The organism is Hyphomonas sp. CACIAM 19H1 (assembly GCF_003325995.1).
GTDB classification, from domain to species: Bacteria; Pseudomonadota; Alphaproteobacteria; order Caulobacterales; family Hyphomonadaceae; genus Hyphomonas; species Hyphomonas polymorpha.
Map to the genome: position 1 here is coordinate 766,616 of NZ_CP016437.1, position 24,326 is coordinate 790,941.

General features: G+C 63.8%; 25 protein-coding genes and 1 tRNA gene. 16 read left to right on the plus strand and 10 right to left on the minus strand.

Features of this window, described 5'->3' with window-relative positions; translation table 11 throughout:
• The first annotated feature begins 11 nt into the window (after positions 1-11).
• Positions 12-671 (plus strand): pyridoxamine 5'-phosphate oxidase, encoded by a 660-nt coding sequence (gene pdxH / locus BBF93_RS03705; RefSeq protein WP_035593731.1) that lies wholly within the window; start codon positions 12-14, stop codon positions 669-671.
• Positions 672-687: 16 nt separating this feature from the next.
• On the opposite strand, the gene BBF93_RS03710 is transcribed toward pdxH, so the two are convergent.
• Complete coding sequence (locus tag BBF93_RS03710) at positions 688-1,137, minus strand: glyoxalase superfamily protein (protein WP_114105006.1); 450 nt, start codon at positions 1,135-1,137, stop codon at positions 688-690.
• A gap of 272 nt (positions 1,138-1,409) precedes the next feature.
• Here BBF93_RS03710 and BBF93_RS03715 point away from each other — a divergent pair, with 272 nt between their 5' ends.
• Positions 1,410-1,793: a DUF4345 domain-containing protein gene (locus BBF93_RS03715; protein WP_035593535.1), complete on the plus strand. Its 384-nt coding sequence runs from the start codon at positions 1,410-1,412 to the stop codon at positions 1,791-1,793.
• A 10-nt stretch (positions 1,794-1,803) separates the two neighbouring features.
• On the opposite strand, the gene BBF93_RS03720 is transcribed toward BBF93_RS03715, so the two are convergent.
• Positions 1,804-2,775 (minus strand): glycerophosphodiester phosphodiesterase family protein, encoded by a 972-nt coding sequence (locus BBF93_RS03720; RefSeq protein WP_233349261.1) that lies wholly within the window; start codon positions 2,773-2,775, stop codon positions 1,804-1,806.
• 120 nt (positions 2,776-2,895) lie between these two features.
• Between BBF93_RS03720 and BBF93_RS03725 the strand changes: the two genes are divergently transcribed.
• The 3 genes from BBF93_RS03725 to BBF93_RS03735 all read left to right on the plus strand — a co-directional run bounded on the left by BBF93_RS03725 (position 2,896) and on the right by BBF93_RS03735 (position 5,830).
• Positions 2,896-4,521, plus strand: coding sequence for a long-chain-fatty-acid--CoA ligase (locus BBF93_RS03725; protein WP_114105007.1), 1,626 nt, complete (start codon positions 2,896-2,898; stop codon positions 4,519-4,521).
• Positions 4,522-4,527: 6 nt separating this feature from the next.
• On the plus strand, positions 4,528-4,875 hold the full coding sequence (locus BBF93_RS03730) for a DUF3088 domain-containing protein (protein ID WP_114105008.1): 348 nt from the start codon (positions 4,528-4,530) through the stop codon (positions 4,873-4,875).
• 64 nt (positions 4,876-4,939) lie between these two features.
• The gene (locus BBF93_RS03735) at positions 4,940-5,830 is read left to right on the plus strand and encodes a DUF1499 domain-containing protein (RefSeq protein ID WP_114105009.1); all 891 of its coding nucleotides are present in this window, start codon (positions 4,940-4,942) and stop codon (positions 5,828-5,830) included.
• A 682-nt stretch (positions 5,831-6,512) separates the two neighbouring features.
• Here the strand turns inward: BBF93_RS03735 and BBF93_RS03745 are convergent.
• From BBF93_RS03745 to BBF93_RS03760, 4 genes are all read right to left on the minus strand, one after another.
• Complete coding sequence (locus BBF93_RS03745) at positions 6,513-6,986, minus strand: hypothetical protein (protein WP_114105011.1); 474 nt, start codon at positions 6,984-6,986, stop codon at positions 6,513-6,515.
• Between the two features lie 190 nt (positions 6,987-7,176).
• Entirely contained in the window at positions 7,177-7,650 is a 474-nt protein-coding gene (locus BBF93_RS03750; protein ID WP_114105012.1) for a PaaI family thioesterase, read from the minus strand.
• Positions 7,647-8,018, minus strand: a complete 372-nt coding sequence (locus BBF93_RS03755) for a tRNA-binding protein (RefSeq protein ID WP_035593547.1) — start codon at positions 8,016-8,018, stop codon at positions 7,647-7,649. Before BBF93_RS03755 ends, BBF93_RS03750 begins: the two co-directional genes overlap by 4 nt.
• Positions 8,018-8,785, minus strand: a complete 768-nt coding sequence (locus BBF93_RS03760; RefSeq protein ID WP_035593550.1) for an SDR family oxidoreductase — start codon at positions 8,783-8,785, stop codon at positions 8,018-8,020. Before BBF93_RS03760 ends, BBF93_RS03755 begins: the two co-directional genes overlap by 1 nt.
• Positions 8,786-8,933: 148 nt before the next feature.
• On the opposite strand from BBF93_RS03760, the gene BBF93_RS03765 reads away from it, so the two are divergent.
• The 3 genes from BBF93_RS03765 to BBF93_RS03775 all read left to right on the plus strand — a co-directional run bounded on the left by BBF93_RS03765 (position 8,934) and on the right by BBF93_RS03775 (position 12,047).
• The gene (locus tag BBF93_RS03765; protein ID WP_114105013.1) at positions 8,934-9,362 is read left to right on the plus strand and encodes a DUF2946 family protein; all 429 of its coding nucleotides are present in this window, start codon (positions 8,934-8,936) and stop codon (positions 9,360-9,362) included.
• A 68-nt stretch (positions 9,363-9,430) separates the two neighbouring features.
• Positions 9,431-11,446, plus strand: a complete 2,016-nt coding sequence (locus BBF93_RS03770) for a TonB-dependent receptor (protein WP_114105014.1) — start codon at positions 9,431-9,433, stop codon at positions 11,444-11,446.
• A gap of 103 nt (positions 11,447-11,549) precedes the next feature.
• Positions 11,550-12,047, plus strand: a complete 498-nt coding sequence (locus BBF93_RS03775; RefSeq protein ID WP_114105015.1) for a YciI family protein — start codon at positions 11,550-11,552, stop codon at positions 12,045-12,047.
• 6 nt (positions 12,048-12,053) lie between these two features.
• Here the strand turns inward: BBF93_RS03775 and BBF93_RS03780 are convergent, their stop codons facing one another.
• Positions 12,054-13,718: a DUF262 domain-containing protein gene (locus BBF93_RS03780; RefSeq protein ID WP_114105016.1), complete on the minus strand. Its 1,665-nt coding sequence runs from the start codon at positions 13,716-13,718 to the stop codon at positions 12,054-12,056.
• Positions 13,719-13,829: 111 nt separating this feature from the next.
• Between BBF93_RS03780 and BBF93_RS03785 the strand changes: the two genes are divergently transcribed.
• Both BBF93_RS03785 and BBF93_RS03790 read left to right on the plus strand, forming a co-directional pair.
• Positions 13,830-14,663 carry a fumarylacetoacetate hydrolase family protein gene (locus tag BBF93_RS03785; RefSeq protein WP_114105017.1) on the plus strand — a complete coding sequence of 278 codons (834 nt, stop codon included), beginning with the start codon at positions 13,830-13,832 and terminating at the stop codon, positions 14,661-14,663.
• Positions 14,664-14,987: 324 nt separating this feature from the next.
• Complete coding sequence (locus BBF93_RS03790) at positions 14,988-16,226, plus strand: EAL domain-containing protein (protein WP_035593562.1); 1,239 nt, start codon at positions 14,988-14,990, stop codon at positions 16,224-16,226.
• Between the two features lie 159 nt (positions 16,227-16,385).
• Here BBF93_RS03790 and BBF93_RS03795 read toward each other — a convergent pair whose 3' ends face one another.
• Together BBF93_RS03795 and BBF93_RS03800 are read right to left on the minus strand one after the other, a co-directional pair.
• Complete coding sequence (locus BBF93_RS03795; RefSeq protein ID WP_114105018.1) at positions 16,386-17,072, minus strand: hypothetical protein; 687 nt, start codon at positions 17,070-17,072, stop codon at positions 16,386-16,388.
• Positions 17,073-17,333: 261 nt separating this feature from the next.
• Complete coding sequence (locus BBF93_RS03800) at positions 17,334-18,554, minus strand: serine hydrolase (protein WP_114105019.1); 1,221 nt, start codon at positions 18,552-18,554, stop codon at positions 17,334-17,336.
• A 165-nt stretch (positions 18,555-18,719) separates the two neighbouring features.
• Here BBF93_RS03800 and BBF93_RS03805 point away from each other — a divergent pair, with 165 nt between their 5' ends.
• The 5 genes from BBF93_RS03805 to BBF93_RS03825 all read left to right on the plus strand — a co-directional run bounded on the left by BBF93_RS03805 (position 18,720) and on the right by BBF93_RS03825 (position 23,387).
• Positions 18,720-20,726 (plus strand): acetyl/propionyl/methylcrotonyl-CoA carboxylase subunit alpha, encoded by a 2,007-nt coding sequence (locus BBF93_RS03805; RefSeq protein WP_114105020.1) that lies wholly within the window; start codon positions 18,720-18,722, stop codon positions 20,724-20,726.
• A 156-nt stretch (positions 20,727-20,882) separates the two neighbouring features.
• Positions 20,883-21,416, plus strand: a complete 534-nt coding sequence (locus BBF93_RS03810) for a DUF805 domain-containing protein (protein ID WP_051612785.1) — start codon at positions 20,883-20,885, stop codon at positions 21,414-21,416.
• 43 nt (positions 21,417-21,459) lie between these two features.
• Positions 21,460-21,909: a DUF805 domain-containing protein gene (locus tag BBF93_RS03815; protein WP_035601899.1), complete on the plus strand. Its 450-nt coding sequence runs from the start codon at positions 21,460-21,462 to the stop codon at positions 21,907-21,909.
• A gap of 134 nt (positions 21,910-22,043) precedes the next feature.
• A complete protein-coding gene (locus BBF93_RS03820) occupies positions 22,044-22,565 on the plus strand; it encodes a DUF805 domain-containing protein (protein WP_035601902.1) in 522 nt (173 codons plus the stop codon).
• Positions 22,566-22,595: 30 nt separating this feature from the next.
• A complete protein-coding gene (locus tag BBF93_RS03825) occupies positions 22,596-23,387 on the plus strand; it encodes a DUF805 domain-containing protein (RefSeq protein ID WP_114105021.1) in 792 nt (263 codons plus the stop codon).
• Between the two features lie 44 nt (positions 23,388-23,431).
• On the opposite strand, the gene lipB is transcribed toward BBF93_RS03825, so the two are convergent.
• On the minus strand, positions 23,432-24,118 hold the full coding sequence (lipB, locus tag BBF93_RS03830; protein WP_114105022.1) for a lipoyl(octanoyl) transferase LipB: 687 nt from the start codon (positions 24,116-24,118) through the stop codon (positions 23,432-23,434).
• Positions 24,119-24,204: 86 nt separating this feature from the next.
• Here lipB and BBF93_RS03835 point away from each other — a divergent pair.
• Positions 24,205-24,289 (plus strand) — tRNA-Leu (locus BBF93_RS03835).
• Positions 24,290-24,326 lie beyond the last annotated feature (37 nt).

A 24,326-nucleotide genomic window follows, 5' to 3' on the forward strand; every position in this document is an offset into this window, starting at 1 on the left:
TGGGCGTGCCCATGACCTCTCCTGTAATTCCGCCCAGCCCCAGCGCGGCTGACTATGCTGCCGAGGGCGACCGCCCGCTGGTGCCGGAGACAGATAACCCCATCGGCCTCTTCCAGGACTGGATGGCGCAGGCCCGCGCCAGCGAGCCCAACGATTCCAACGCCATGTCGCTGGCCACCGTCGATGCCGAGGGCCGGCCGGATGTGCGCATCGTGCTGCTGAAGGGCGTCGACCAGGAGGGCTTTACCTTCTTTACCAATCTTGAGAGCACAAAGGGCGTGCAACTGGCCGCCCATCCGGTGGCGGCGCTTTGTTTCCATTGGAAAAGCCAGCGCCGGCAGGTGCGCGTGCGCGGCGGGGTAACCCCGGTCAGCGCGGCCGAAGCCGACACCTATTTCGCCAGCCGCGCGGCGCAGAGCCGGATCAGCGCGATCGCGTCCGACCAGTCCCGCCCGCTGGCCGACCGGGCAGTGTTCGAGCAGCGCGTGGCCGAAATCTCGTCCATCTATGGCGACGACAAGGACATTCCCCGCCCGCCGCATTGGGGCGGCTTCCGCCTCGCGCCGACAGAGATCGAGTTCTGGCAGGACCAGGCCTTCCGGATGCATGACCGGTTGCGCTTCTACCGGAAGGAAAGCGGCGGCTGGGCAACGGTGCGGCTTTACCCGTAAACCGCCGCCCTGGCCGTCAGACGATTTCGGTGCCGGTCCGCTCCACGATCATGTGGGGCGCCCCATCGCTGGTGCGGGCCTGCGAGACGTCGGCCGCTGAAACGGTGATCGTCACACGCGTGCGCAGGTTCGAGAAGCTGTCGAACTCGACCACATCGACCGCCTCGTCGAAGTGGATCGTCACTTCAAACGCGGCCCCGTCATAAAGCTCCTTCACGCCGAGCACCCGGCCCGTAAAAGGCTGTTTGAGATACCGGCCCGAGACAAGATCGCCGACCTGCAGGGGCATTTCTGGTTCGTTCGACAGCCGGGCCGAGGCGGTGTTCCAGTCCCGGTATCCCAGTTCACGGGCGACCAGTTCGAGCGCCTGGGAATGGGAAACAGGATCGCCGCTGCGGGCGCGCTCGGCGCGGATTTCGCGGGCGCGGGCTTTCGCCTGCTCGCGATTGGTGATGGGGGAAGACATAAAGAGGTTCCTTCTGCCGCCAGTCTCAATGAAGCAGGGCTCGCATTGCTGCAGGACTGGCAGGGAGAGGAAAGCTCATCTGCTGTCATGATCCCGCGCGGGAGCGCGGGGGGATCTTCACCTTGAGGCGATAAACCTTGCGAGCGGCGGGCGTCCCGAACCTTGGGGCGCGCAATACGCCGGCGCGCCGAAAACGTCAAGAATTGCCAATGCGTGCGGAACGATGGAGAGATGGCACCAGATGTGACAAAATCGACTCCGGATGAAACAAAATGAAACTCGGCCTGCAGATCGTCCTTGGAATTTTCTCGCTTGTTCCGCTGGCTTTTGCGGTGATGGGCGTCATGGGGGGCGCGGCTGCGCTGTCGCCCCATGCGCCGGTGGCTTCGGCGGTGGATAACCAGTTCCGGTATCTATCCGGGATGTATGTTATCGTCACCCTGCTGCTGTGGAGCATCATCCCGCAGATCGAGAAACACTTCCGGACCGCCGCGATCATCTGCGCGGCCCTCTTCATCGGCGGTCTCGCCCGCTACGTTTCCTGGCAGGCCGTAGGGCTCGGCACCAGCTATCAGCTGACCGGCATGTTCATCGAACTGGGCTCCCCGCTCGTCCTCCTGTGGGTCTGGCTTGTCGCCCGGCGTGCGAAGGGGTAGCGGCGGGGGTTCAAGGCGTCGCGCAGGAGGTCCAGCCTTCGTCATCGGCGGTCAGCCATTCGGCGACCTTGTAGGGCTCATCCGTGGCGATGAGAACGACGCCGTCATCGACGAGGCGCTGATACTCGCTGCCATCGTCATCGGCCCAGTATTGATCGTCGAGGCGTTCGCCCTTGCGGCCGAGGGTGCCGAAGGCGGGCTCGACGCCTTCCTTGAGGAGGCGGGCATAGGCGGCCGGGTCGGGTTCGCGGGTGCCGGTCCAGGCGATGACGCGGCTGCGGTCGACGCCGAGGCTTTCGAGGCGTTCGATGTCGCGCCCGCCAAAGGCCGAAGCGGTCATCATGGCGCCGGGGGCGACGCGGGCGATTTCGGCGGCTTCCTCATCCGAATAGGAGATCAGAATGGCGTTGCCTTCGGCGCCGGCGGCGACGACGGCGGCCCAGATATTGGCGAAAGAGGTGGTCTTCTTCCGGTCCAGTTCGACAATGGCGCCCGTATTGCGGGCCCAGATCAGCGCGTCAGTCAGCTTGGGCGGGTGGAAGCTCGTCACCTCGCCGTCGATGTCCTTCAGGCGGTAGCCGGCGATGGTGGCCCAGTCGGTGTCGGAATTATAGCCGGTCGCGTCCACCGTGCGGCCGAACTGGTCATCATGGTGGAGGAAGAGGACGCCGTCGCGGCTTTCGGCCACGTCGATCTCGAAGACGCGGATGCCGCGCTCGAAGCCGTATTGCATCGTTTCAATGGCGTTCTCGGGAAAGCCGATGGCCGGGCCGCCGCGATGGGCGGCGACGACGACGCCATTGTTCTCGCGCAGGCAGTTGAAAAAATCGGGCAGCGGGGCGGTCAGCGCCGTGCTCATCGCCGGCGGCGCGCTGCCGGGATCCGCGATCACGATGGGGGTGTCTACCGGATCAGTGGCCGGGGCCTCGCTGCAGGCGGCAAGGAGAAGGGCAGAAAGGCCCGCTACCAGAAGTCGTGACATCAGCGTTGTCCTTTCCTTGCGTCAGCGCGTCTGCCCGAATAGACAGGGCTTTGAAAAATCACAAGACACGACCCTGCGCAGAGACAGCGAAGACAAAACCTATTCCGGAGGAAGAGTTACATGAAAGGCATTATGCAGGACTGGCCGCTGACGGTGGACAAGATCCTCGAACATGCGCGTCTGCAGCACGGCAACCGCGAGATCATCACGCGCCGCGTGGAAGGCAATATCGCGCGCATCACCTATTCCGACCTCTATGACATGTCGAAACAGGTCTCCACGGCGCTGAAAGACGAAGGCATTGGCCTGGGCGACCGGGTGGCGACGCTGGGCTGGAACTCCGAGCGGCATATGGCCAGCTGGTATGGCACGATGGGCATTGGCGCCGTGCTGCACACGATCAACCCGCGCCTGCACCCTGAGCAGATCGCCTGGATTGCCAACCATGCCGAAGACAAGGTTCTGATCTTCGACAAGACCTTCCTGCCGATCGTCGAGGCGATCAAGGACAAGCTGGAGACGGTGAAGACCTTCGTGATCTATGCCGGCGCCGACACGATGCCGGAGAATACGCTCGGCGCGATCGCCTTCGACATCTGGATCGACGGGCGCAGCAAGAGCGTGCGCTGGGGCGATTTCCCGGAAGATACCGCCTGCGGGCTCTGCTATACCTCCGGCACGACGGGCAATCCCAAGGGCGTGCTTTATTCCCACCGCTCCAATGTGCTGCACACGCTGGTGACGATGGGCAAGGATGCGATGGGCATGGGCGCGTCGGACTCGGTGATGCCGGTGGTGCCGATGTTCCATGCCAATGCCTGGGGGCTGGCGATGTCCTGCCCCGCGACGGGCGCAAACATGGTGATGCCCGGCGCGCAGATGGACGGCGCCTCGATCTACGAACTTCTGGATACGGAGAAGGTTTCGCTGACAGCTGCCGTGCCGACCGTGTGGCTGATGCTGCTGACGCATCTTCAGCAGAACAATCTGAAACTGCCATATCTGAAGAAGGTTCTGATCGGGGGCTCTGCCATTCCGGAGAAGATCCTGCGGGCCTTCGAGGAGGAGTATGAGGTGGATGTGGTGCATGCCTGGGGCATGACCGAGACTTCGCCGCTGGGAACCCTCGGCGCGCTGCCACCGCACCTGGAGAATGCGCCGGTTGACGCGCGCATGAAGCAGAAGCTGAAACAGGGGCGCCCGCCATTTGGTGTGGAGCTGAAGCTGGTGGATGATGACGGCCAGGACGTGGCGCGTGACGGGCAGTCTTCTGGCCGCCTGATGGTGCGCGGCGCCGCTGTTGCTGCGGGATATTTCAAGGGCGCAGGCGGGCATGTTCTGGATGCGGAGGGCTGGTTTGACACGGGCGACGTGGCGACCATCGACGAGATCGGCACGATGACAATCACCGACCGCGCGAAGGATGTGATCAAGTCTGGCGGGGAATGGATTTCCTCCATCGACATCGAGAACATCGCCGTGGGCCATCCCAAGGTGGCGAACGCCGCGGCCATCGGCATCTACCATCCCAAATGGGACGAGCGCCCGCTGCTGATCGTGCAGCCGGCGGCCGGGGAAAATCCGACCAAGGAAGAAATCCTCAAAAGCCTCGAAGGCAAGATCGCCAAATGGTGGACGCCGGATGATGTGCAGTTCGTGGAGAACATTCCGCTGGGCGCCACCGGCAAGATCAACAAGCTGGCCCTGCGCGAGAAGTTCAAGGACTACAAGCTGCCGACGGCGTAAGGGGCCATGCAAAAAGATATCCTGTTCCTGCTGAAGCCGGGCTTTCGGGATCCGGCATTCCCGGAACAGGATTTCTATTGCTGGCACTGCGCGCTGATGGAGGGGGTGCTGGCTTCGTTTCCGGAGCACCGCCCTGCGCTGGAGGTGCGCCGGATTGCCTTTCCAAGACCGCGCAGCGATGTCGCCGCGCTGATCGGAGAGGCCAACCAGTCGCTGCCGGTTCTGGTCCTGGCAGAGGGGGCGCCCGCGCTTCTCTCAGCGGCATCGTTCAACGGGCGCCAGTTCGTGAACGAGCCGATGGCGATCCTCGATCTGCTGCACACACGGCATGGTTATCCGCGCGCCCATCCCTGACACCGCGCCTCATTGCGGGGCGGGGCAAAATCGCTAGGGTCGCGCGCGAAGCATGAGGACGGCCATGAGCGACACCCCATACACAGGCAATGAGCCGGCAGGCTGGCGCGGAAAACTGGCCGGGGCGGCGCTGCTGGCAGCGATTGGCGCGGTGGTGTGGTTTGGCGTGGCGGCGCTGGGCACGCGGGCGGGGCTCTGGAGCTGGCAGACGGGGCTGGAGACGCTGACGCTGCAGTTCGGGCCGCCAATGGTCTGGGCGGTGATCGGTCTGTCGCTTGCGGCGGGCATTGCCGCCCTGGCGAAGGCGCCGCGCAAGCGGCCGTTCATGATGGCGATGGCGGCGCTGCTGGTGTCCGGCCTCACCATGGGGCGGCTGGCCGCGCATGAAGGCCAGATGGACCGCCTGCCACCGCTGCACGACATCCAGACCGACTGGGCTGACCCCATCGCCCCCAGCGACGCGCTGGTGACCGAGCGGGAAGCAACCGGCGCGCAGAACGCGATTGAAGACGACCCGCTGATTTCGGCGGAGGCCGATGCGCGCTGGCCGGGGCTTTCCGGGCGGCGTGTCGCCGAGGTGCAGGAGGAGGCGGAGTTTGTGCCGGGCGAGCAGAAATCGCCGCGCGCCACACCCTATCCCAAGCTCGCACCGCTGATTGCGCCGGGCACGCCGGAAGAAGGCTATGCCGCCGCGCTGGCCGCTGTGGAGGCGCGCGGCTGGACGATCGTGCTGGCCGAGCCGGAAGCGGGGCGCATCGAGGCGACCGAGACCAGTTTCTGGTATGGCTTCAAGGATGACATTCTCATCCGTGTGCTGCCGGATGACGCGGGCGTGCGCATTGATGTGCGCTCGGTGAGCCGGGTGGGATTGTCAGACCTCGGCGTGAACGCCAAGCGCGTGCGCAACCTTCTGGACGAGCTGGAAGTGCGGCTCAACAAGGGGCAGGCGGGCTGATTTGCAGGCTATCTGCCAGCAGCATTCGCTGCCAGCGGGAAGTTGGATAGAGGCGAACATATCGGGAGCAGGGGGGGCTATGGACGAACTAAGGCGCTTGAATCAGTGGCCCAAGATAGCCGTGATCGCATTTTGGATATTCTGGATACTGAGCATAGTATTCAGGAATTCAAGCGATTCAGAGAGAAACGACTTCCCCGAATTATTTTTTGCGGCGGGAATGGTTGCTCTTTATCCGGTATTCCCTGTTTTCCTGAACAGCATAGTCAGAGGCACACCAATCCATCGTTCTGATGTAATGAGCCTTTGCCTTTTCTATGTGTCTACGGCGTTTATAGTATATTTTGATCGGAACTACGACGAGTTCGACGCAATTGTTTCTGAATCGCTGATCGTATCCTCAGGTATATTCTGGCAGATATTTTACCTATATATTTGCATTGATAGATCACGGCGCCTGGTCACAAATAAGTCTGGGCTAGGGGGCAGGATAATGTGGACAATCGCGGTTATTCTTTGGTTCCTGACATTCCCTTTGATATTTCACCGTATCAAACGCCTGCGATACGACACCGCTATAGCCGCTGAAAATCCTTCTGCTTGATGTAAACTCCGCCTTTCCGAGAGAATACGAGATTGGAAATCGATAGCGCTATTAGAGCACGAAGATCGTGGCGTGAGCCTACTCCAGAGCCATCGGATCGGCCCAGGTCTGCATCGTGTCCTCGGTGATGAGGCTGCGGTTGGGTTCGGCGCCCCAGCACATCTGCGAGCAGGAACCGGCATGGTAGCGCCCGTCCTCATCCTGCGAGACGGCCACGGCGTTGAGGCCCTCGAAACTGAACGTTACTCCGCAGGCGGCGGAGTTGGAAGCGCTGCGCACCATGACGTATTTTGGCATGTCGCCTTTGAGGCTGCGGGTGACCTTGAAGAGGTAGACCAGCTGCGGCGGGTATTCGAAGCCGCCCTCGGTCTCGGCGGGGAAGTTCCCGGTCGCGGGCTTGCGCACCGACATCAGCTCGCCGACAAAGGCGCCGGCGGTGTATTCGCTTTCGAGCAGCGGGGGCTGGCTGTCACAGGGCAGGCAGCTGCAGGCAAGCGCGGCGGGGGCGGATACGGCGGCAAGCGCGGCAAGAGTGGCGAGGGGCTTCAGCATGGGGCGGTCTCCTTTGAGGCGCAGGCTGCCAGAACGCGCCGAACTTGGCCAGAGTTCCAGATAACCGGATTGATTAACCTATCAAACGGCTCACCCTGAGCGAAGTCGAAGGGCGAGCCGGGGCTAGCGTTGCGCTGTGTGGCACATCCTTCGACTTCGCTCAGGATGAGCGTGGGCATTTGGGGCGCGGTCAGCGCTTCAGGTTCAACTCTTCCATCGTGCGGATGGCCTTGGCGGCGGAGACGCGGACGAGGTGGCGGCCTTTTTCGTCGCGCCAGTCGGCCTCGACGAAGCCGGAGGTCTTGCCGCGCGAGATGAGGCGGCCCTCGATTCTGATGAGGCCATTGGGCACCGGGCGGAAGATGCGGGTCTGCAGCTCTGTGGTGGTGAACCATTCGCCCTCTTCCAGCGCGCTGGCCATCGTCATCGAGACGATGTGGTCGGAGAGGCCAGCCACCCAGCCGCCGAACACGCGGTCCGGGCCGATGTCGCGGCTGCCATCATTGGGCCATTCATAATAGACGTGGCCATAGGAGACTTCCTTCAGCCAGTCCTGCGGGCGGATGCCGAGATTGCGGATGCCGGGGGGCCGTTCCCATTCGCCAGAGCGCAGGCGCTTGAAGAAGGCGTCCTGCTGGGCGGACATTTGCGTGCGCTGGGTCATGCGAGGCGGGCCCCGTTGGGAACGGGCTGGTCGGGCGAGAAGAGGACGATCTCTCCGGCGCTGTCGGCAAAGCCGAGGGTGAGGACTTCTGACATGAACTTTCCGATCTGGCGCGGCGGGAAATTCACCACCGCAGCCACCTGACGGCCGATCAGCGCGTCAGGCTCATAATGGGCTGTGATCTGGGCGGAGCTTTTCTTCCGGCCTACGCCCGGCCCGAAATCGATGACAAGGCGGAGGGCGGGCTTGCGCGCGCCCTCCAGCGGGGCGGCCTCGAGGATCGTCCCGATACGGATGTCTACCTTCAGGAAATCCTCGAAGGTGATTTCGGGCGCAGGGGGTGCGTCCGGCGAAGCGGTGTAGTGCATCAGGTAACCGTGGCGCCCCCGTCGACGACGAGCATCTGGCCGGTCATGTAGCTGCCAGCCTTGGAGGCGAGATAGACAGCGGCGCCGGCGATCTCTTCCGGTTCGCCGATCCGCTTCAGCGGGGTGCCGGTGAGGGAGCGTTTGAGGGTTTCGGGGTTTTCCCAGAGGGCCTTGGCGAAGTCGGTCTTGATCAGGCCCGGCGCGATGCAGTTGACGCGGATATTGTCGGCGCCGAACTCGGTGGCGAGGTTGCGGGCGAGCTGGAAATCGGCCGCCTTGGAAATGTTGTAGGCGCCGATGATCGGGGTACCGCGCAGGCCGCCGATGGAGGAGACGATGATGATGGCGCCATCCTTGCGGGCCTGCATCTGCGGGGCGACCATCTGCACCAGCCAGTGATTGGAGATGATGTTGTTCTGCAGGATCTTGGTGAACTGATCATCCGAGATGCCGGCCATCGGGCCATAATAGGGGTTGGAGGCGGCGTTGCAGACGAGGATGTCGATCTTGCCGAAGCTTTTGGTGGTCTCGTCGACCATGGCCTGCAGCTCTTCCTTGGAAGAGATGTTGGCCGGGATGGCGATGGCGGTGCCGTCCCCATGCTTCTTGTTGATCTCGGCGGCGACTTCCTCGCACGGGCCAGGCTTGCGTGAGGAGATGACGACGCGGGCGCCCTGATCTGCCATCGCCTCGGCGATGGCGCGGCCGATGCCGCGCGAAGATCCGGTGATGATGGCGGTTTTGCCGGTAAGGTCGAACAGGCTCATGGGGCGCTCCTCTTTGTGTGTCGTTTCCAAGTTTTTTGCTCGGCGCACGCTAGGGCGTACCTGTCAGAACCGCTAGGGGTTCCGTAAGGGAATTTCCGGAGGGCTGGCGCCTCTGCGGCGATTACGCAACTTTGCGTACGGGGCAGCCATGCTAGACCGCGCGGCGATGTCGCGCTCCCTCACCGCCTCTCTGGCCCGCCTGCTGGCGGTTGTCGCGCTGCTGATCCAGGCGGTGATGCCCTGGGCCATGGCAGCGGCGGCAGAGCGTTCGCCCGACCTCGTGGCCCATTACTGTTCGACGCCGGGAGAGACCGCCGGCGCGGTGGCCATCGGCGCGGAGCTTTCCAAGCTGCTGGCTGAAAAGGAAGGCAAGAAGACGCAAGGCGACCCGCCGCATGATTGCGGGGACTGCGTGCTGGGCCAGCCGGTTCCGGTGCCCGATGCGGTGACCTTCAAGGCGCCGGTGATGCAGCCGGTGTCTGCGGATGTTGCGCTGTTCGAGGTGCGCTTTGTGAAGGTGGCCCGCGGGCCGCCGCTGGGCGCGCGGGCGCCGCCCGCCCTGACAGATACGATCTGAGCGCTGCCCGGAGACCGGGTGGCAAAGCCGGGCGTGCCCGGACCTTATCTGTCTGAAGACCCAATCACATGAAACTTACATTCAAACAGGGCTCCGCCGTGAGCCTGACCGCCCTGTCGTTTGCCTTCGGGGCCATGCTGCCCGCCGCGGCGCAGGAAGCCACCGAAGACGCGCCGAAGATCGAAGAGACGATCCTCGTCACCTCAACCGCCCGCGCCGCCGCCGCGATGGAGCAGGCCGCCAGGACGCCGGGCGGCACGGACGTGATCACCTATGAGGAGTTTGCCGACCGCTTCCTCGTGTCGATGCGCGATACGCTCGGCTTCTCGCCGGGCGTCTACACCCAGCCGCGCTATGGCCAGGAAGTGCGGATCTCCATTCGCGGTTCGGGCATCAGCCGGGGCTTCCACATGCGCGGCATCACGCTGTTGCAGGACGGGGCGCCGATCAACCTTGCCGATGACAATGGCGACTTCCAGGAACTGGAGCCGATCTTCTTCGATCACCTGGAAGTGTATCGCGGGGCGAACGCGCTGCGTTTTGGCTCGGGCACGCTGGGCGGGGCGGTTAATGGTGTGACGCCGACGGGCGAGACCGCGCCGGGCGTTTATGTGCGCGCCGACGTTGGCAGCTTTGAGACCTATCGCGGGCTTGTCTCGGCCGGCGCCGTCAAGGGCAAGCTGGACGCCTGGGGCGCGGTGAGCGCTGACACCTCGCAGGGCGACCGGGACCATGTGCGCCGCGACTCGGTGCGCTTCCAGGGCAATGTGGGCTATCAGGTGACGGACGCGGTAAGCACCCGCTTCTATCTTAGCCTCAATGACATCGACCAGGAACTGCCCGGCGCGCTGACGCTGAGCGACGCGCTCAACAATCCCACGAAAGGCAATTTCGTGGGCGATCAGGCTCGCGACATCAAATCGATCCGTGTGCAGAACCAGACACGGATTGCCCTGGGCGAGGGAGAACTCGCCATCGGCGCTTTCCTCAATGACAAAGAGCTGTTCCATCCGATCTTCCAGGTGCTGGACTATACCTCTCAGGACCGGGGTGTGTGGGCCCGCTATGACTGGGAAAGCGGCAAGCTGGGCCTGACCGTGGGCGGGGCTGCGCGCGAAGGCGAGACCGACGCCAAGCGCTATGTCAACATCAATGGCCGCAGCGGCGCGCTGACCTTTCAGGCCGATCAGGAAGCCTGGACAGCAAACCTCTATGCCGAAGGCCGCTACAGCGTGACCGATCAGCTGACCCTGATCGCCGGGGCAATCTATGCCGAAGGCGAGCGGGAACAGCAGCTCAATTTCAACAATGGCGCCGCCACGGACGTTCTGGGGACGGCCAGCTTTGACGCGTTCTCGCCGAAGTTCGGCCTGCTCTATGATCTGGCCCCGGAAATCCAGCTCTACGCCAATTACAGCCGCTCGGCTGAGTTCCCCGGCTTCAGCGAAGTGGCGCAGATTGCCAGCTTCGTGCCGGTCGATGCGCAGACGGCCTGGACGGCAGAGATCGGCACGCGGGGGCGCGCCGGGATCGCCAGCTGGGACGTGTCGCTCTATTCGGCCGATATTGATGGCGAGATGCTGCAATTCACGGTCGGGCCGGATATTCCGGCCTCCACCTTCAATGCCGACAAGACCATCCACCGGGGCATTGAGGCGGGGCTGGATCTGGAGTTCACTGACTGGCTGACCCTGCGCCAGGTCTATCAGTACTCGGACTTCAAGTTTGACGGCGATGCCGAGTTTGGGGACAACACGCTGCCGGTGGTGCCCGAGCATGTCTACCGGGCGGAGCTGCGCTTCAGCCATGACCGGTTCACGGTTGCGCCCAATCTTGAATGGGTGCCGGAGGGCGCCTGGGCGGACTACAACAATACGACCCGCACAGACGGCTATACCCTGCTGGGCCTGACCGGCAGCTATCAGGCGACCGGGAATATCGACCTCTTCCTCGACGCGCGAAACCTCGCCGGGGAGAAGGCCGCCGGGGATATTTCCGCGGTGATCACGGCAACGCCGGCTTCGGCGATCTACTATCCGGTGGAGCGGCGGGCCGTGTTCGGCGGCATCCGCGCACGCTTCTGATCCGGCTGGCTGCGGGCTTGCCCTTCGTGGGCGGCCCGCAGCTCTGCTTGCCAGACCCACCCTTGAAGGCGCAGACTGCGCGTCTCATTGAAGGGAGGGTTCGATGTTTCATGCTCTGCGATTTCTGGTGTCGGCGGCCTTGCTGGCGCTGCCGGTTGCCTGTGCAAGTTCCGGGAAAACGCCTGCGGCCACGGCCCCGCCACCTGCCTATGATGCGGCGCTGGCCGAAAGGCTGGGGGCGGACGATCTGGGGATGCGGTCTTATGTGCTGGCAATCCTGAAGACCGGGCCGCAGGACGCCGCGATCACGGACAAGGATCAGCGGGCGGATCTGTTTGCCGGGCATTTCTCGAATATGGGCCGGCTGGCCGAAGACGGAAAACTGGTGCTGGCCGGGCCGCTGGGCGGGGAAGACGGGCGGCGCGGCCTGTTCATTCTCAACACAGCCGACATTGCCACCGCGCAGGAATGGGTGGCGAGCGACCCCACGATTGAGGCAGGCATCTTCACGGTAGATTACAGCAAGTATTACGGCTCAGCCGCGCTGATGCAGGTGAACGAGGTTCACGCGAAGATCCAGAAGAAAGGGATTGGGGAGTAGGGCGGCTCAGCCCGCCAGGCCCCAGGCCTGCATCAGGATGTCGGCGAGCTTTTCCGTCCGGCGGCGGACGACATCTGAGGTCCAGGCATCCTGTTCCATCAGGTCGCGCGTCAGGGCAAAGTCCTGCCCGCCGCCGCCATTGAAGTAGATTTCCTTCTTGGCGCGGTAGTCCAGCCGGTCTGCCTGCTGGTTCACCTTGTTCGTGAGCAGAACGAAATTGCCGAGCGTGTCGCACTGTTCGCGCCGTTTCACCGGGTCGGGCCAAGTGATCATCCAGTGGCTGTCTTCGGGCGGGTTGCGCGGCAGGACGTGTTCGACGGTAGCGTCGGATTCCGGCGGTATGGTGCGCCCGCCCGCGATGGCCGCGCAGAGGCGCAGGGCAATGGCGCGGCGCTGGCCATAGGTGCCAAAGCGCGTCGTCAGCCGGTCACGCAGCTTGCGGGCTTCGTCGCGGCTGATCGACAGGGGGCCGGATTTGCCAAACAGCACCCGGTCATTCTTCACCGCTTCGGTGATGCGGGCGAGACGTTTGTTGCGGGTTTCGCGCTCCTGCACCATGACCTGAGACATGTAGGAGAGGCGTTCGAGAGCGGCGAAGAAGTCCGGCGCCATCGGGTCTGTCAGGCCGCGTTCGACAATGAACTGGATGGCGGGCGCGCGCCAGGTCTTGTGCTCAAGGGCGCGCAGCTGGTTGATGCTGTCGAGCACGCCCTGGGGGGCGCCCATATCCAGCGGGTCCTGCCCGGATTCGACCACGCGGAAAGCGGCGACATAGCTTGGCAGCATGTCGTCAAGGAATGTGCGCGGATCGATCTTGTTGAGCACCGCCTTCTGGAAGCCGGCGAAGAGGTCGCCCTTGGGCGAGCGATCATGGATGGCGCGGATCTGGCGGAGAAGATCGTCAAAGGCGCCGCCGCCGAGGAGGGACTCATGCTCGGCCCAGCGCTCGGCATAGGCGTTGGCCTCGTCGGCCGTAAACTTTGCGCGCTGGAACAGTTCAGTCTTGATGATATCGTGAGCGCCCGGCTCCTTGCCGCGCGTATTCAGCACGCGGAACACCTTGAACCCCTGGTCCTTGTTGTCGACGACCACGCGGACGAGCGCGCAGCCGCCGGTGACGACATCGGCCAGCGCCCGGCGGCGCTCGGGCGCCATCTCGCGCAGTTCGCGGTGGAAGGCGGCGGCATTGGCGATGATCTTCTGCTGGCTTTCGCTGTCGCCAGGCTCGTTGTCGAGCTTCAGCGTGGCGCCCGGCGTCTGGATGGAATCGCGGAAGAAGGCGCCGACATCATAGTTGAGGGCGATGCGCCAGTTGGCGCTTTCCCCCAGCAGCGGGCGGTCCTCGTCGGCGATCAGCTTGTGCAGCTCCTTGGAGAGGGCGGGGTCTGTCTCCAGATCGCGCAGCACGCAGAGCAGGATGGTGAGCGTGGTCAGGCGCTGCTGGCCGTCGACGATTTCCAGATGGCCGGGTTCCTCGCCATTCACGAAGACGAGCGCGCCGATGAAGTGGGCGATGGAGGCGTCCATCGCATCGACGAGATCTGCCAGAAGATCGAGCGCTTCACGGTCGCCCCAGGAATAGCTGCGCTGGTAATGAGGCATGCGCAGCCGCTCGCCGGGCGCGAACACTTCGCTCAGAGAACTTTCCTGCGCGCGGACTCCAAGTTGCATTAGTCTACCCTTCTACTCGCGCCCTCCCTAGCTCTTGCCAAAGGGGCCGACAACGCGAGATGAACACCCCGCAAGGTTCTTTGGGCATTTGTGTGACAGGAGAGTAACGATATGCGCCTCGTGAGATTCGTGGCCGAAGGGCTGGTCAGGTTTGGCCATCTGGAAGGCGATACTGTCGTGCCGGTTGCAGGCGACAGCCTTGTCGAGGCGCTGGAAGGCAAGGAGAAGGGCGCGCCGCTGGCGCTCAGCGTGGTGCATCTTCTGGCACCGGTGCCCCGGCCGGGAAAAATCCTGGGGATAGGTGTCAATTATGCTGCCCATGCCGCCGAGAGCGTAAGCTTCATCAACACCGCCAAACCGGAGGTGCAGAAATGGTTCAACAAGCAGGCCACGGCGGTCAACGGGCCCTATGATCCGGTCCACCTGCCCAAGGTGTCCGGGCAGCTCGATTATGAGGGGGAGCTGGTGGCCGTGATTGGCAGGCATGGCCGGCATGTGCCCCGCGCGCGGGCGATGGAGATCGTCGCAGGCTTTTGTATCGGTTGCGATTATTCGGTGCGCGACTGGCAGAAGGCGAGCCAGACGATGATCATGGGCAAGGGCTTTGACACCCATGCCCCGTTCGGCCCGGCGCTGGTGACGCCCGATGAAATCGAGGACCTGCCGGGGCTGGAAGTGCGCTCCTATGTGAACGGCGAGCAGCGCCAGTCGGGCCATGTCCGCGACATGATCCATGATATTGCGGCGCAGATTGAACATCTCACCGCAGCCTTTACGCTGGAGCCTGGGGATGTGATCTTTACCGGAACGCCGGCAGGGGTCGGCGCGGGTTTCGACCCGCCTAAATGGCTGAAGGCAGGTGACCGTGTACGCATCGAGATCGACGGGCTGGGCCATATCGAGAACGAGATCGTTCCCGAGCCTGACACGATGCGAATCGGGTGAACCGGGGCGCCTTCCAGCGGGAACGACGGGGCCTCGCCTTGTGGGCAAGGCCCCAGTCTCCCCCGAGATCGCCCCCGCTCCGGCCAGCACTGGCCGCGGACCGGGGGCGTTCACAACCGGGAACAGCTCCTGGTTAACCTTTGATAATCCCCGTGTCCACGCGCCTTCTGTAGCCAGAACATCAGGAAACGGTCCGTTGTGGCTGATTTGCAACGGATTGCGGCTGGCTTGCGGGAGGGGGCAAATCAGGACAATTCCCAGCAATTCGTTAACTAATTTCGCCTTATTTTTAAGATTGATGGGCTGTTTGCGGGTGCTGACCTGATGACTTTTTTCTTGATCCTCCTCTATCTCGCCGCAGGCGCGGGGACCGGCTACGGCCTCTTCACGCTGACCACGGCGGGCTTGCCGCTGTCGATTGCGGGCGGGGCGGGGCTGGCGGCGGTCCTCATTCAGATCCACGTACTGGTGCGCACCTCGCTGACCGCGAAGGCGGCTAAGCAGGCCGAGGAACGCGTTCACGGGTTCGAGCGCGAGCTGACCGATACGGCCCGCCGCATGAATGTGGTGGAGGCCCGGACCGATGCCATCGAGGAAACCGTCAAGATCGAGCTGGGCGAACGCCGGGATGCGCTCGTCAACGAGATGCGCCAGCTGGAAGGGCTGATCGACAAGCTGACCCGCAGCTTCGAGACGCGCCTGACCGACAGCACGGCGCTGGCCCGGGTTCAGCCGGTGGAAGACGCCGCCCTGCGGGATGTGCGCGACGCGCTGAAGGATGGCCGGGTTGACCTGCACCTGCAGCCGATCGTGTCGCTGCCCCAGCGCCGGGTGACGTTCTATGAGGGCTTCACGCGCCTGCGCCGCCCCGATGGCAGCCATATCACCCCGGCAGACTTTCTGGACGCGGCCCGCCGCGCCAGCCTGATGGGCGTGATCGACAATTTCATGCTGTTCCGCTGCGTGCAGATCGTCCGCCGCCTGGCCGAGCGGGACCGGCGCGTGGGCGTGTTCTGCAACATCTCCTCGATCTCGCTGGAAGACCCGACCTTCTTCCCGATGTTCCTGGAATTCATGATGGAAAACCGCGACCTTTCCGGCTCGGTGATCTTCGAGATCCGGGCCGACCGGTTTGAGCAGCGCTCGCCCGCGATGCGCGCCAATATGGACAAGCTGACGGCGCTCGGCTTCCGCTTCTCCATCGACCATGTGACGGGCCTCGACCTTGACCTGCCGCGCCTGCAGGCGGCGGGGGTGCGTTTCGTCAAGGTCAATGGCAGCCAGCTGATCGACCAGCTGCGCGACCCGCAGGGCCCGCGCCCGCTGACCGCGCTCAACCGCAAACTGGCGGCCAATGAAGTGGGCGCCGCCTTCTCGCGTTATGGCATCATGCTGATCGCCGAGAAGATCGAGGACGAAGCCAGCGTGGTGGAGATCCTCGAATACGAGATCCCCTTCGGCCAGGGCCATGTGTTCAGCGCCCCGCGCCCGATCAAATCCTCGCTGATGGAAGACACCGCGCCCCCGCGCGAGCTGATCGAGCGCCTGTCGAACTATCACTGAGGTTCCGCGCGTTTCACGCTGTTTGATTTCAAACGGCCCGGCAGCCAATTGGCGGCCGGGCCGTTTCGTTTCGGGTGCAGAGCGCGGCACATGCGATCGCGCCCTCGCCGGGGGTGCCGGGAGGCTGGGGGAGATCGATTGTGGCCAGGGTACGGCGCGTCAGGAAGTGTCGGCGGCGAAGAAGCTGAAGGCCATGTCTGTCAGGTTGCGGAGGGTTTCTTTTTCGGAGCCGGGGAGGGCGCTGCGCAGGCCGGGGATACGGTGGGGCGAGAGGGGGCAGGGCTTGGGCGCGGCGCCGGCGAACTGGCGGCGCAGCCAGCGGGCAGCGACGGCATGGGGATTGTTCAGGGCGCCATGCAGCGCGGCGAGGCGGCGGGCGAAGCCTGCGGAAAGGTCGCGCGGCGGCGCGGCGGGCACGGTCGGCGCGCTGAGAACAGCATCTGTCAGCACACGGGTGCGCGGCAGTTCCGAGGCGGGGAGATGGTCTGACTTCACGCGGGGCTGGGGCTCTCGCATGTTGAAGACGGGGGCGCGGGGCTGGGCGGCTTTCTGCGGTGAGACGGTCCCGGAGGGCGGCTTTGCCGCGTCCGGCAGGGCGCGGGGCTTGGGGCGCTCAGGGATGGGCTGGTGGGCGGCGAGGATCAGCACGACACGGCGCAGGGCAGTTTCAGCCGGGACGAGGGCGTAGCTCGTCAGCTTGCGGAGGAGCGCGTTGCTGGGCCGGGCGGTGCCGAGGCGTTCGAAGATGCTGTCGATATAATGGACAAAGCGCAGGATGAGCTGGCGTGCCTGTTCGAGCAGGACGTAGACGGGATCATCCGTTGGCTGAAGGGCGGCGTCTTCCATGCGAGGAGAATAACACGGCGCAGGAGGGGGTGGATAAGGCGGGGGTGGTTTTGGGGGAAGGGGTTGAAGGGATTGGGGTTTCTGGGGCTGGAGGTGTGGGATAGGGGGCGTTGCTGCCCTCACCTCCCATCGCTGCGCGATGGGCCCCTCCTCTCCCAGAGGGAGAGGGGTTTAGCATTGCGCTTGCGGCCAAGTCCCAACCCCTCTCCCGCTTGCGGGAGAGGAGGGGCCCGCGCCCGTTAGGGCGTGGGAGGTGAGGGGCTACTCCGCTGCTTCGGCGTCGAGGGCGCGTTGGACGGCGGTGTAGAAGGCGTCGCGGGCGGGCCATTCGCCGTCGCGCAGGCCCAGCGCGCTGGTCCAGTTGGCGTTGGAGGCGATGACGAGGTTTCGGGCAGGGTCGATGAAGATGCCCTGGCCGAAGATGCCATCGGCCATGAAGGCGCCGTCGTCGCGTGTCCACCACTGGAAGCCGTAGCCGAAGCCTGCCTCGCCGATGTCTGCCTGTTTCAGGGTGGCGCTGGGCAGCCAGTCTGACGGGAGGATGGGGCCATCGGCGGTGACGCCGCCATCCAGGATGAACTGGCCGAAGCGGGCATAGTCGCGCGTGGCGGCCTGGATGCAGCATCCGGAAATCTCGTGGCCATCCTGCCCGAGCAGCCAGGTGGCGTCCTGCTCCATGCCATAGGGCGCCCAGATTTTCTCGGAGAGATAATCGGAGACGGGTTTGCCGGTGGCGGAACTGACGAGGATGCCGATCAGGTTGGTTTCGCCTGTGGAATAGTTCCAGACCTCGCCGGGGGGGTGGGCGCGGGCAAGGCCCCGCATATAGGTGACGATGCCATGCGCGCCGGGCTGTGGCTCGGCCTTGTCGAACAGGGCGACATCGGAGGCGGGGTCCTCATAATCCTCGTTCCAGGCCACACCGGACGTCATCGTCAGGAGCTGGGCAACGGTGACATCATCATAGGGCGAGCCGGCCAGATCCGGGATGTATTTCGCCACCGGATCGTCCAGGCTCTCGATATAGCCGTCCGCGATGGCGGCGCCCACAAGGGTGGAGGTGAGGGATTTGGCGACCGAGAAGCTGGTCCAGCGGCCCTCCGGCGCGAAGCGGTTGCCGTAGCGCTCGAGACGGATCTTGCCATCCTGCAGGATAACGAGGGCGGCGGCGTTCTGGGCGTCGAGGTAGGCGTCGAGGTCAATTTCCGCTGAAAGGTCCAGCGGGGCGCCTTCAGACAGGGGGCGCACGGTTTCTCCGCGCGGGATGGGCCGCGATTCGATGATCAGGGGCAGGTGGTCCATCATCCGGAAGGCAGCATCGCGCTGGGCATTCGACCAGAAGAGAACATCCCGGCCGGAAGGCGGATGGGCGATCAGGGCGCGCCAATCCGGCCCCACGAGAACCCAGCCGGCCCCGAGGATAAGCGCGATGACAACGCCAACAATGCCGATGCCCCGCAGCCATTTTTGTGCGCCGCCCATAAACCTGACCCTCCCGTCACTTTTTTCCGGCTGGCAGCTTTAGTCTGCCGCAGTTTGGCCGCAAGGCGCAGTGCAGCAAATTGCCGGTGGGGCAAGCATGGACAAGGGGGCGGGGGCGGCTTAACGGAAACAGGTTTGTTACAGTTTCGAGGGGCCAAGGACCGTATGTTCAAGAAGATCCTGATCGCCAACCGCGGTGAAATCGCCGTCCGTGTCATCAAGACCTGCCGCCGCCTGGGCGTCAAAACGGTCGTCGTTTACTCGGATGCGGATGCTGGCTCGATGGCGGTCGAGATGGCCGATGAGACGGTGTATATCGGTCCCTCGCCGGCGGCCCAGTCCTACCTCGTCCAAGACAAGATCATCGACGCGGTGCGCCAGACGGGCGCAGAGGCGATCCATCCCGGCTTTGGCTTCCTTTCCGAGAATGCCGGCTTTGCCAAGCGCCTCGAGAAAGAGGGGATCGGCTGGATCGGCCCGAACGCCCATGCCATCGACGCGATGGGCGACAAGATTTCGTCCAAGAAGCTGGCGGCAGAAGCCGGCGTTTCGACCGTGCCGGGGCATATGGACCTGATCAAGGACACCGCGCACGCGGTCGAGATCAGCCGCCAGATCGGCTATCCGGTGATGATCAAGGCGTCTGCGGGCGGCGGCGGTAAAGGCATCCGCGTGGCGGCCAATGACAAGGAAGTGGAAGAAGGCTTCCCGGCGGTGAAGGCGGAGGCGACCGCCTCCTTTGGCGACGACCGGATCTTCATCGAGAAGTTCATCCTGGAGCCGCGCCACATCGAGATCCAGGTGCTGGGCGACAAGCATGGCAACTGCATCTTCCTGAACGAGCGGGAATGCTCGATCCAGCGCCGGAACCAGAAGGTGATCGAGGAAGCGCCCTCGCCGCTGCTTGATCCCGAGACGCGCAAGAAGATGGGCGAGCAGGCCGTGGCCCTCGCCAAGGCTGTGAACTATGACAGCGCGGGCACGGTCGAGTTTGTGGCCTCGGGCAAGGACAAGGGCTTCTACTTCCTTGAAATGAATACCCGCCTGCAGGTGGAGCACCCCGTCACCGAGATGATCACGGGCGTCGACCTTGTGGAGCAGATGCTGCGCGTGGCCTATGGCGAGAAGCTGAAGATCAAGCAATCCGACATCAAGATCAATGGCTGGGCCGTGGAGAGCCGGGTGTATGCGGAAGATCCGTACCGGAACTTCCTGCCATCGATTGGCCGCCTGAAGCGCTTCCATCCGCCCGCGGAAGGGAAAGTGGCGCGCGGGGAAGTGCGCCTTGATTCCGGCGTGCGCGAGGGCGACGAGATCTCGATGTTCTATGACCCGATGATCGCCAAGCTGATCACCCACGGGAAGGACCGCGACGCGGCGCTGGACGCCCATGGCGAGGCGCTCGACCGGTTCCATATCGAGGGCATTCAGGACAATATCCCGTTCATCGCCGCGGTGGTGGACGAGAAGCGGTTCCGCTCGGGCAATATCACGACGGCCTATATCAAGGACGAGTTCCCGCAGGGCTTTGAAGGCACCGAGCCGACGAAGGAGCAGGAAGCGATGCTGATCTGCTCGGCGGCCTATGTGCATGCCTTCTTCTCGCGCCGCGCGGCGCAGATTTCCGATCAGATGTCGTCGCCGGCCGCCTCCATCCGCAAGGATTGGGTGGTGATCCTGGGCGACAAGCATCATCCCGTGACGATCGATATCGGCAAAGACGGGGAAGCTCAGATCACGGTCAATGGCGGCAAGGCGCACAGCCTCGTCACGTCCTGGCAGCCGGGGCAGCACCTTCTGGAAGGCGTGCTGGATGGCAAGCCGTTTGCCGTGAAGTTTGCCGACCGGACGGAAGGCTATCTCTTCCGTCATCGCGGCGTGGCGCTGCGCGCGCTGGTGTGCACGCCGTTTGTGGCCGACCTGCATGGCCGCCTGCCGGAGAAGCCGAAGGCGGATACCTCCAAGCTGGTGATTTCGCCGATGCCGGGGCTGGTTGTGTCAATGGATGTGTCGATTGGCCAGGAAGTGCAGGAAGGCGAAGCGGTCTGCATCGTGGAAGCCATGAAGATGCAGAACATTATCCGCGCCGGCGCAACCGGCACGGTGAAGGCCATCAATGTGAAGGCGGGCGACAGCGTGGCGGCTGACGAGATCATGGTGGAGTTCGCCTGAGCGGCGAGCCCCACCTGTCTCGAACTTAAAGTTTCCTAAACCGGTTTGGTCTGGTAATCCTGCTGACGTGGCGGCAGGGGACTTTTCCCATGGACGGGCCGTCACTCTACACGGGCGGCAACCTGATCCGTTGCCGGACATAGAAGGGACAGTTCCATGGAACTTTATCTGAGCCCCAATGGGCGGATCGATCAGCCTACCTACTGGCGCGCTGTGATCATCCTGTTCGGTATCAGCGCTGTACTGAATGTTATCAGCGCATTCGTTTCGCCGTTTCTGGGATTCGTGGGTATCCTGTTCATCTGGCCGTGGATCGCGGTGCATGTGAAACGCTTCCATGATGCGGGCAAGACGGGCTGGCTGACGGTGGCGATGGTCCTACTGGCAATCGTTGTGTCATTTGTTCTGGCAGCATTCCTGCCGGGCCTGTTCGGGGTCGATCAGGCCGCCCTGCAGGCAGACATGGAGCGCCAGATTGAGCAGGCCGCTGCCAGTGGAAATCCCGCTGCTGCGATGAGCGTGGCGATGGAAGCTTCGAAGGCGGCAGCGCAGGCGCAGCTTATTCCAAGCCTCGTCTCTTCCCTGATCGTCACCGGCGTTGTGGGCGCCGTGATGGGCCTGTTCAAGACCGATCCGAATGACAACCAGTATGGCCCCGGCCCGGCGGGCGCCTCTTCTACTTTCGTCTGATCCGACTTTAGCTCAACCAACATCGACAAGGGGATATTCTTCGATGGTTAGTTTTCCTGACGCCGTAAAAATGTTTTTCGCGCGCTATACCGATTTCCAAGGGCGTTCGCGCCGGTCGGAATACTGGTGGGTGGTGCTGTTCAATGCGCTGGTGATGACGGTGCTCGCGATCCTCATGCTGACGCTTGGCGGATTTAACCCGGAGACTGGGGCGATGGGGCCGCTGGGCTTTGTGTTCATCGGGATCATTGGCCTGTATGCGCTGGCGATCATCATTCCCAGCATCGCGCTGTTCGTGCGCCGGCTGCATGACATCAACCAGACCGGCTGGATCTATCTCGGCCTCGTGATTGCGGGCTTCATCCCGTTCATCAACTTCCTGGCCTCGATCGCTCAGATCGTGATCGGCTGTATCCCCGGCACGGTGGGTCCGAACAAGTATGGCCCCGATCCGAAGAATCCGGGCGCGGGCAATGCCGACATCTTTGCCTGATCCTGGGCAACGCGACTTCCAGAGAAAGCCGGGCGGGGGCGCCCGGCTTTTTTTGTTGCGTGCCTTTATCGTTTATTGATAAGGGCGACGTAGCGTTTCTTAAAACCAGCCCCTGAAGGGACAGAGTAGACCGCATGGATTTCCGCCAGATTTTCTTTGATCCCCAGGGCCGGTCGAGCCCGCGCGACTTTGCGCGGGGCCTGATTGTGCTGACGGGGGTGATGGTGGCGATCCAGACGCTGACGGTGATCGCCGGGCCGCAGGTCAATGTGCTGCAATATGCGCTGGTGTTTCCGTATATCTGCGTCTTCGCCAAACGCCTGCATGATGCCGGGCAAAGCGCCTGGCTGTGGCTGTTGTTCCTGGCCGGCTGGCTGGTGGTGAACGCCGTGGTGGGCGGCATCCTGATGCAGCTGATGGTTCCGGGCGCGATGGAGCTGTCCACGGAGCTGGTGAACGCCATGCTGGCGCCCGAGGGCGTGGATCAGGCGGCGCTGAGCGCGAAGGTGGAGGAGTTCTCCCGCCTGTCGGCCGTGCCCAACATCCTGTCGTTCCTGATTGCCAGCGGCCTGACCGGCTATGTCGCCTACAGCCTGAAATCCGACCCCAAACCCAATCGCTTCGGCCCGCCAACGACCGGCAGCCGTTCTTCCTGACGCCCGCCCCTTAAAAGACGAGGACCAGCCATGGAATATACCGCCGGCGCCGTTGACCCGCACCGCCCCTGGATCCGTGACGCGCGCGACGCGCCGGAAAACATGAATTGGTGGCAGACCCTCTTCAATCCCTTCGGCAAGACCTACAAGCTGCACTTCACGCGGGCCTGGACCTTGATGTTCATGGGCCGGTTGCTGCTGTATGTGATCCCGAGTTTCATCGCCTTCGTGGCGGGGATTGCCGGGGTGAGCAGCGATGGCTTCAACAAGCCTGTGAACCTCATGCTGTTTACCGTGCCGGCGGTGCTGTTGCCGTTCGCGCTGTTTACGCTGCTGACGGAATATACCTCATTCGTGGTGCATGTCCGCAGGCTGACGGAAGCGGGGCGGTCGGCCTTCATGGCGGTGATCGTGCTGGTGCCGCTGCTGCTGGGGCTGATCGCCTATGCGCTGGGCACGCAGGCAGGCGCGGCGCAATACCGGCAGATGCATTCGCCCGCCAATTCCGAAGCGGTGGAAACACGCGCGGAGAAGAAGGGCGAAGAGGAAGAGGGCGAAGACGCCGCGTCCAAGGACACGCAGACGGCTGCGGCAGGCGGCGGCGGAGCGCGCGATCCGCGCCGGGCCGCGATGATGCAGATGAGCGAGCGCCAGCTGGCCATGCAGGCCGGCATGGGGATGGCCTTCCCGATCTGGTGGCTTGCTTCCTTCGGGGCGATGCTGTGGTCGCTGATGTATGTGGCGCGCCTGCCCAATGGCGGGGAAGGCAAATTCCGTACGGGCAGCCATATGACGCCTGAGGAGATTGCGCGCGGGGTTTGACCCCGCAGCGCGGGCTCTAGCCCCCTCTCCTTGGGGAGAGGGGGCTAGAGGGGCGCTTCCATCCGGATCAGTTCGCTGCCGAAGACACCCTCGAAGGCGGCTTTCAGGGCCATGTCCACTTCTGCCATCGAGACGATGCGGCCGAGGCCGGCGAGGCTGGTGACGCCGTAGCGGGGGTCTTCGATGCCGCAGGGGGTGATGCCGGTGAAATGGTCGAGCTCCGGCTCCACGTTCAGCGAGATGCCGTGGAAGCTGACCCAGCGCTTGAGGCGCACGCCGATGGCGGCGATCTTGTCTTCCCGCGGCGGGCCGCCGGGCTCTGTGCGGTCGACCCAGACGCCGACGCGGCCTTCGCGCATGCCGCCCTCGACATTGAAGGCGGCGAGCGCCTCTATGATCCAGGCTTCCAGGCTGGCGACGAAGGCGCGGACATCGCGGCCGCGCGCGCCGACATCGAGCATCACATAAGCCACCCGCTGGCCGGGGCCGTGATAGGTGTACTGGCCGCCGCGCCCGGCATCGTAAACGGGGAAGCGGGCGGGGTCTTTCAGGTCTTCGATGCGGGCCGATGTGCCGGCGGTGTAGAGGGGGGGATGTTCCAGGAACCACAGCAGCTCCGGGGCATTTTCATCCCGGATGGCGCGGGCGCGGGCCTCCATCGCGGCAAGGGCGGCCTCGTAAGGCACCGGGGCGTCAGAGACGGCCCATTCGACGGGAGGAAAATTCTTCATGGCCGGTGCGATATAGGCGTTTTTCAGGGCTTCACAAAGCCGAATGACCGCCTTATACGGCCCGTCTGCCTCGAGAATACCAGTGTGCGGTCGTGGCGGAATTGGTAGACGCGCAGCGTTGAGGTCGCTGTGGGGCAACCCGTGGAAGTTCGAGTCTTCTCGACCGCACCATTCTCTGATCTGCGGAGACGCAAAAAACCCCTCCCTG

Excerpts from the sequence above, each read along its gene's own strand:
- pdxH (WP_035593731.1), top strand. The coding sequence starts at position 12 with ATGACCTCTCCTGTAATTCCGCCCAGCCCCAGCGCGGCTGACTATGCT.
- BBF93_RS03710 (WP_114105006.1), bottom strand. The coding sequence starts at position 1,137 with ATGTCTTCCCCCATCACCAATCGCGAGCAGGCGAAAGCCCGCGCCCGC.
- BBF93_RS03715 (WP_035593535.1), top strand. The coding sequence starts at position 1,410 with ATGAAACTCGGCCTGCAGATCGTCCTTGGAATTTTCTCGCTTGTTCCG.
- BBF93_RS03720 (WP_233349261.1), bottom strand. The coding sequence starts at position 2,775 with ATGTCACGACTTCTGGTAGCGGGCCTTTCTGCCCTTCTCCTTGCCGCC.
- BBF93_RS03725 (WP_114105007.1), top strand. The coding sequence starts at position 2,896 with ATGAAAGGCATTATGCAGGACTGGCCGCTGACGGTGGACAAGATCCTC.
- BBF93_RS03730 (WP_114105008.1), top strand. The coding sequence starts at position 4,528 with ATGCAAAAAGATATCCTGTTCCTGCTGAAGCCGGGCTTTCGGGATCCG.
- BBF93_RS03735 (WP_114105009.1), top strand. The coding sequence starts at position 4,940 with ATGAGCGACACCCCATACACAGGCAATGAGCCGGCAGGCTGGCGCGGA.
- BBF93_RS03745 (WP_114105011.1), bottom strand. The coding sequence starts at position 6,986 with ATGCTGAAGCCCCTCGCCACTCTTGCCGCGCTTGCCGCCGTATCCGCC.
- BBF93_RS03750 (WP_114105012.1), bottom strand. The coding sequence starts at position 7,650 with ATGACCCAGCGCACGCAAATGTCCGCCCAGCAGGACGCCTTCTTCAAG.
- BBF93_RS03755 (WP_035593547.1), bottom strand. The coding sequence starts at position 8,018 with ATGCACTACACCGCTTCGCCGGACGCACCCCCTGCGCCCGAAATCACC.
- BBF93_RS03760 (WP_035593550.1), bottom strand. The coding sequence starts at position 8,785 with ATGAGCCTGTTCGACCTTACCGGCAAAACCGCCATCATCACCGGATCT.
- BBF93_RS03765 (WP_114105013.1), top strand. The coding sequence starts at position 8,934 with ATGCTAGACCGCGCGGCGATGTCGCGCTCCCTCACCGCCTCTCTGGCC.
- BBF93_RS03770 (WP_114105014.1), top strand. The coding sequence starts at position 9,431 with ATGAAACTTACATTCAAACAGGGCTCCGCCGTGAGCCTGACCGCCCTG.
- BBF93_RS03775 (WP_114105015.1), top strand. The coding sequence starts at position 11,550 with ATGTTTCATGCTCTGCGATTTCTGGTGTCGGCGGCCTTGCTGGCGCTG.
- BBF93_RS03780 (WP_114105016.1), bottom strand. The coding sequence starts at position 13,718 with ATGCAACTTGGAGTCCGCGCGCAGGAAAGTTCTCTGAGCGAAGTGTTC.
- BBF93_RS03785 (WP_114105017.1), top strand. The coding sequence starts at position 13,830 with ATGCGCCTCGTGAGATTCGTGGCCGAAGGGCTGGTCAGGTTTGGCCAT.
- BBF93_RS03790 (WP_035593562.1), top strand. The coding sequence starts at position 14,988 with ATGACTTTTTTCTTGATCCTCCTCTATCTCGCCGCAGGCGCGGGGACC.
- BBF93_RS03795 (WP_114105018.1), bottom strand. The coding sequence starts at position 17,072 with ATGGAAGACGCCGCCCTTCAGCCAACGGATGATCCCGTCTACGTCCTG.
- BBF93_RS03800 (WP_114105019.1), bottom strand. The coding sequence starts at position 18,554 with ATGGGCGGCGCACAAAAATGGCTGCGGGGCATCGGCATTGTTGGCGTT.
- BBF93_RS03805 (WP_114105020.1), top strand. The coding sequence starts at position 18,720 with ATGTTCAAGAAGATCCTGATCGCCAACCGCGGTGAAATCGCCGTCCGT.
- BBF93_RS03810 (WP_051612785.1), top strand. The coding sequence starts at position 20,883 with ATGGAACTTTATCTGAGCCCCAATGGGCGGATCGATCAGCCTACCTAC.
- BBF93_RS03815 (WP_035601899.1), top strand. The coding sequence starts at position 21,460 with ATGGTTAGTTTTCCTGACGCCGTAAAAATGTTTTTCGCGCGCTATACC.
- BBF93_RS03820 (WP_035601902.1), top strand. The coding sequence starts at position 22,044 with ATGGATTTCCGCCAGATTTTCTTTGATCCCCAGGGCCGGTCGAGCCCG.
- BBF93_RS03825 (WP_114105021.1), top strand. The coding sequence starts at position 22,596 with ATGGAATATACCGCCGGCGCCGTTGACCCGCACCGCCCCTGGATCCGT.
- lipB (WP_114105022.1), bottom strand. The coding sequence starts at position 24,118 with ATGAAGAATTTTCCTCCCGTCGAATGGGCCGTCTCTGACGCCCCGGTG.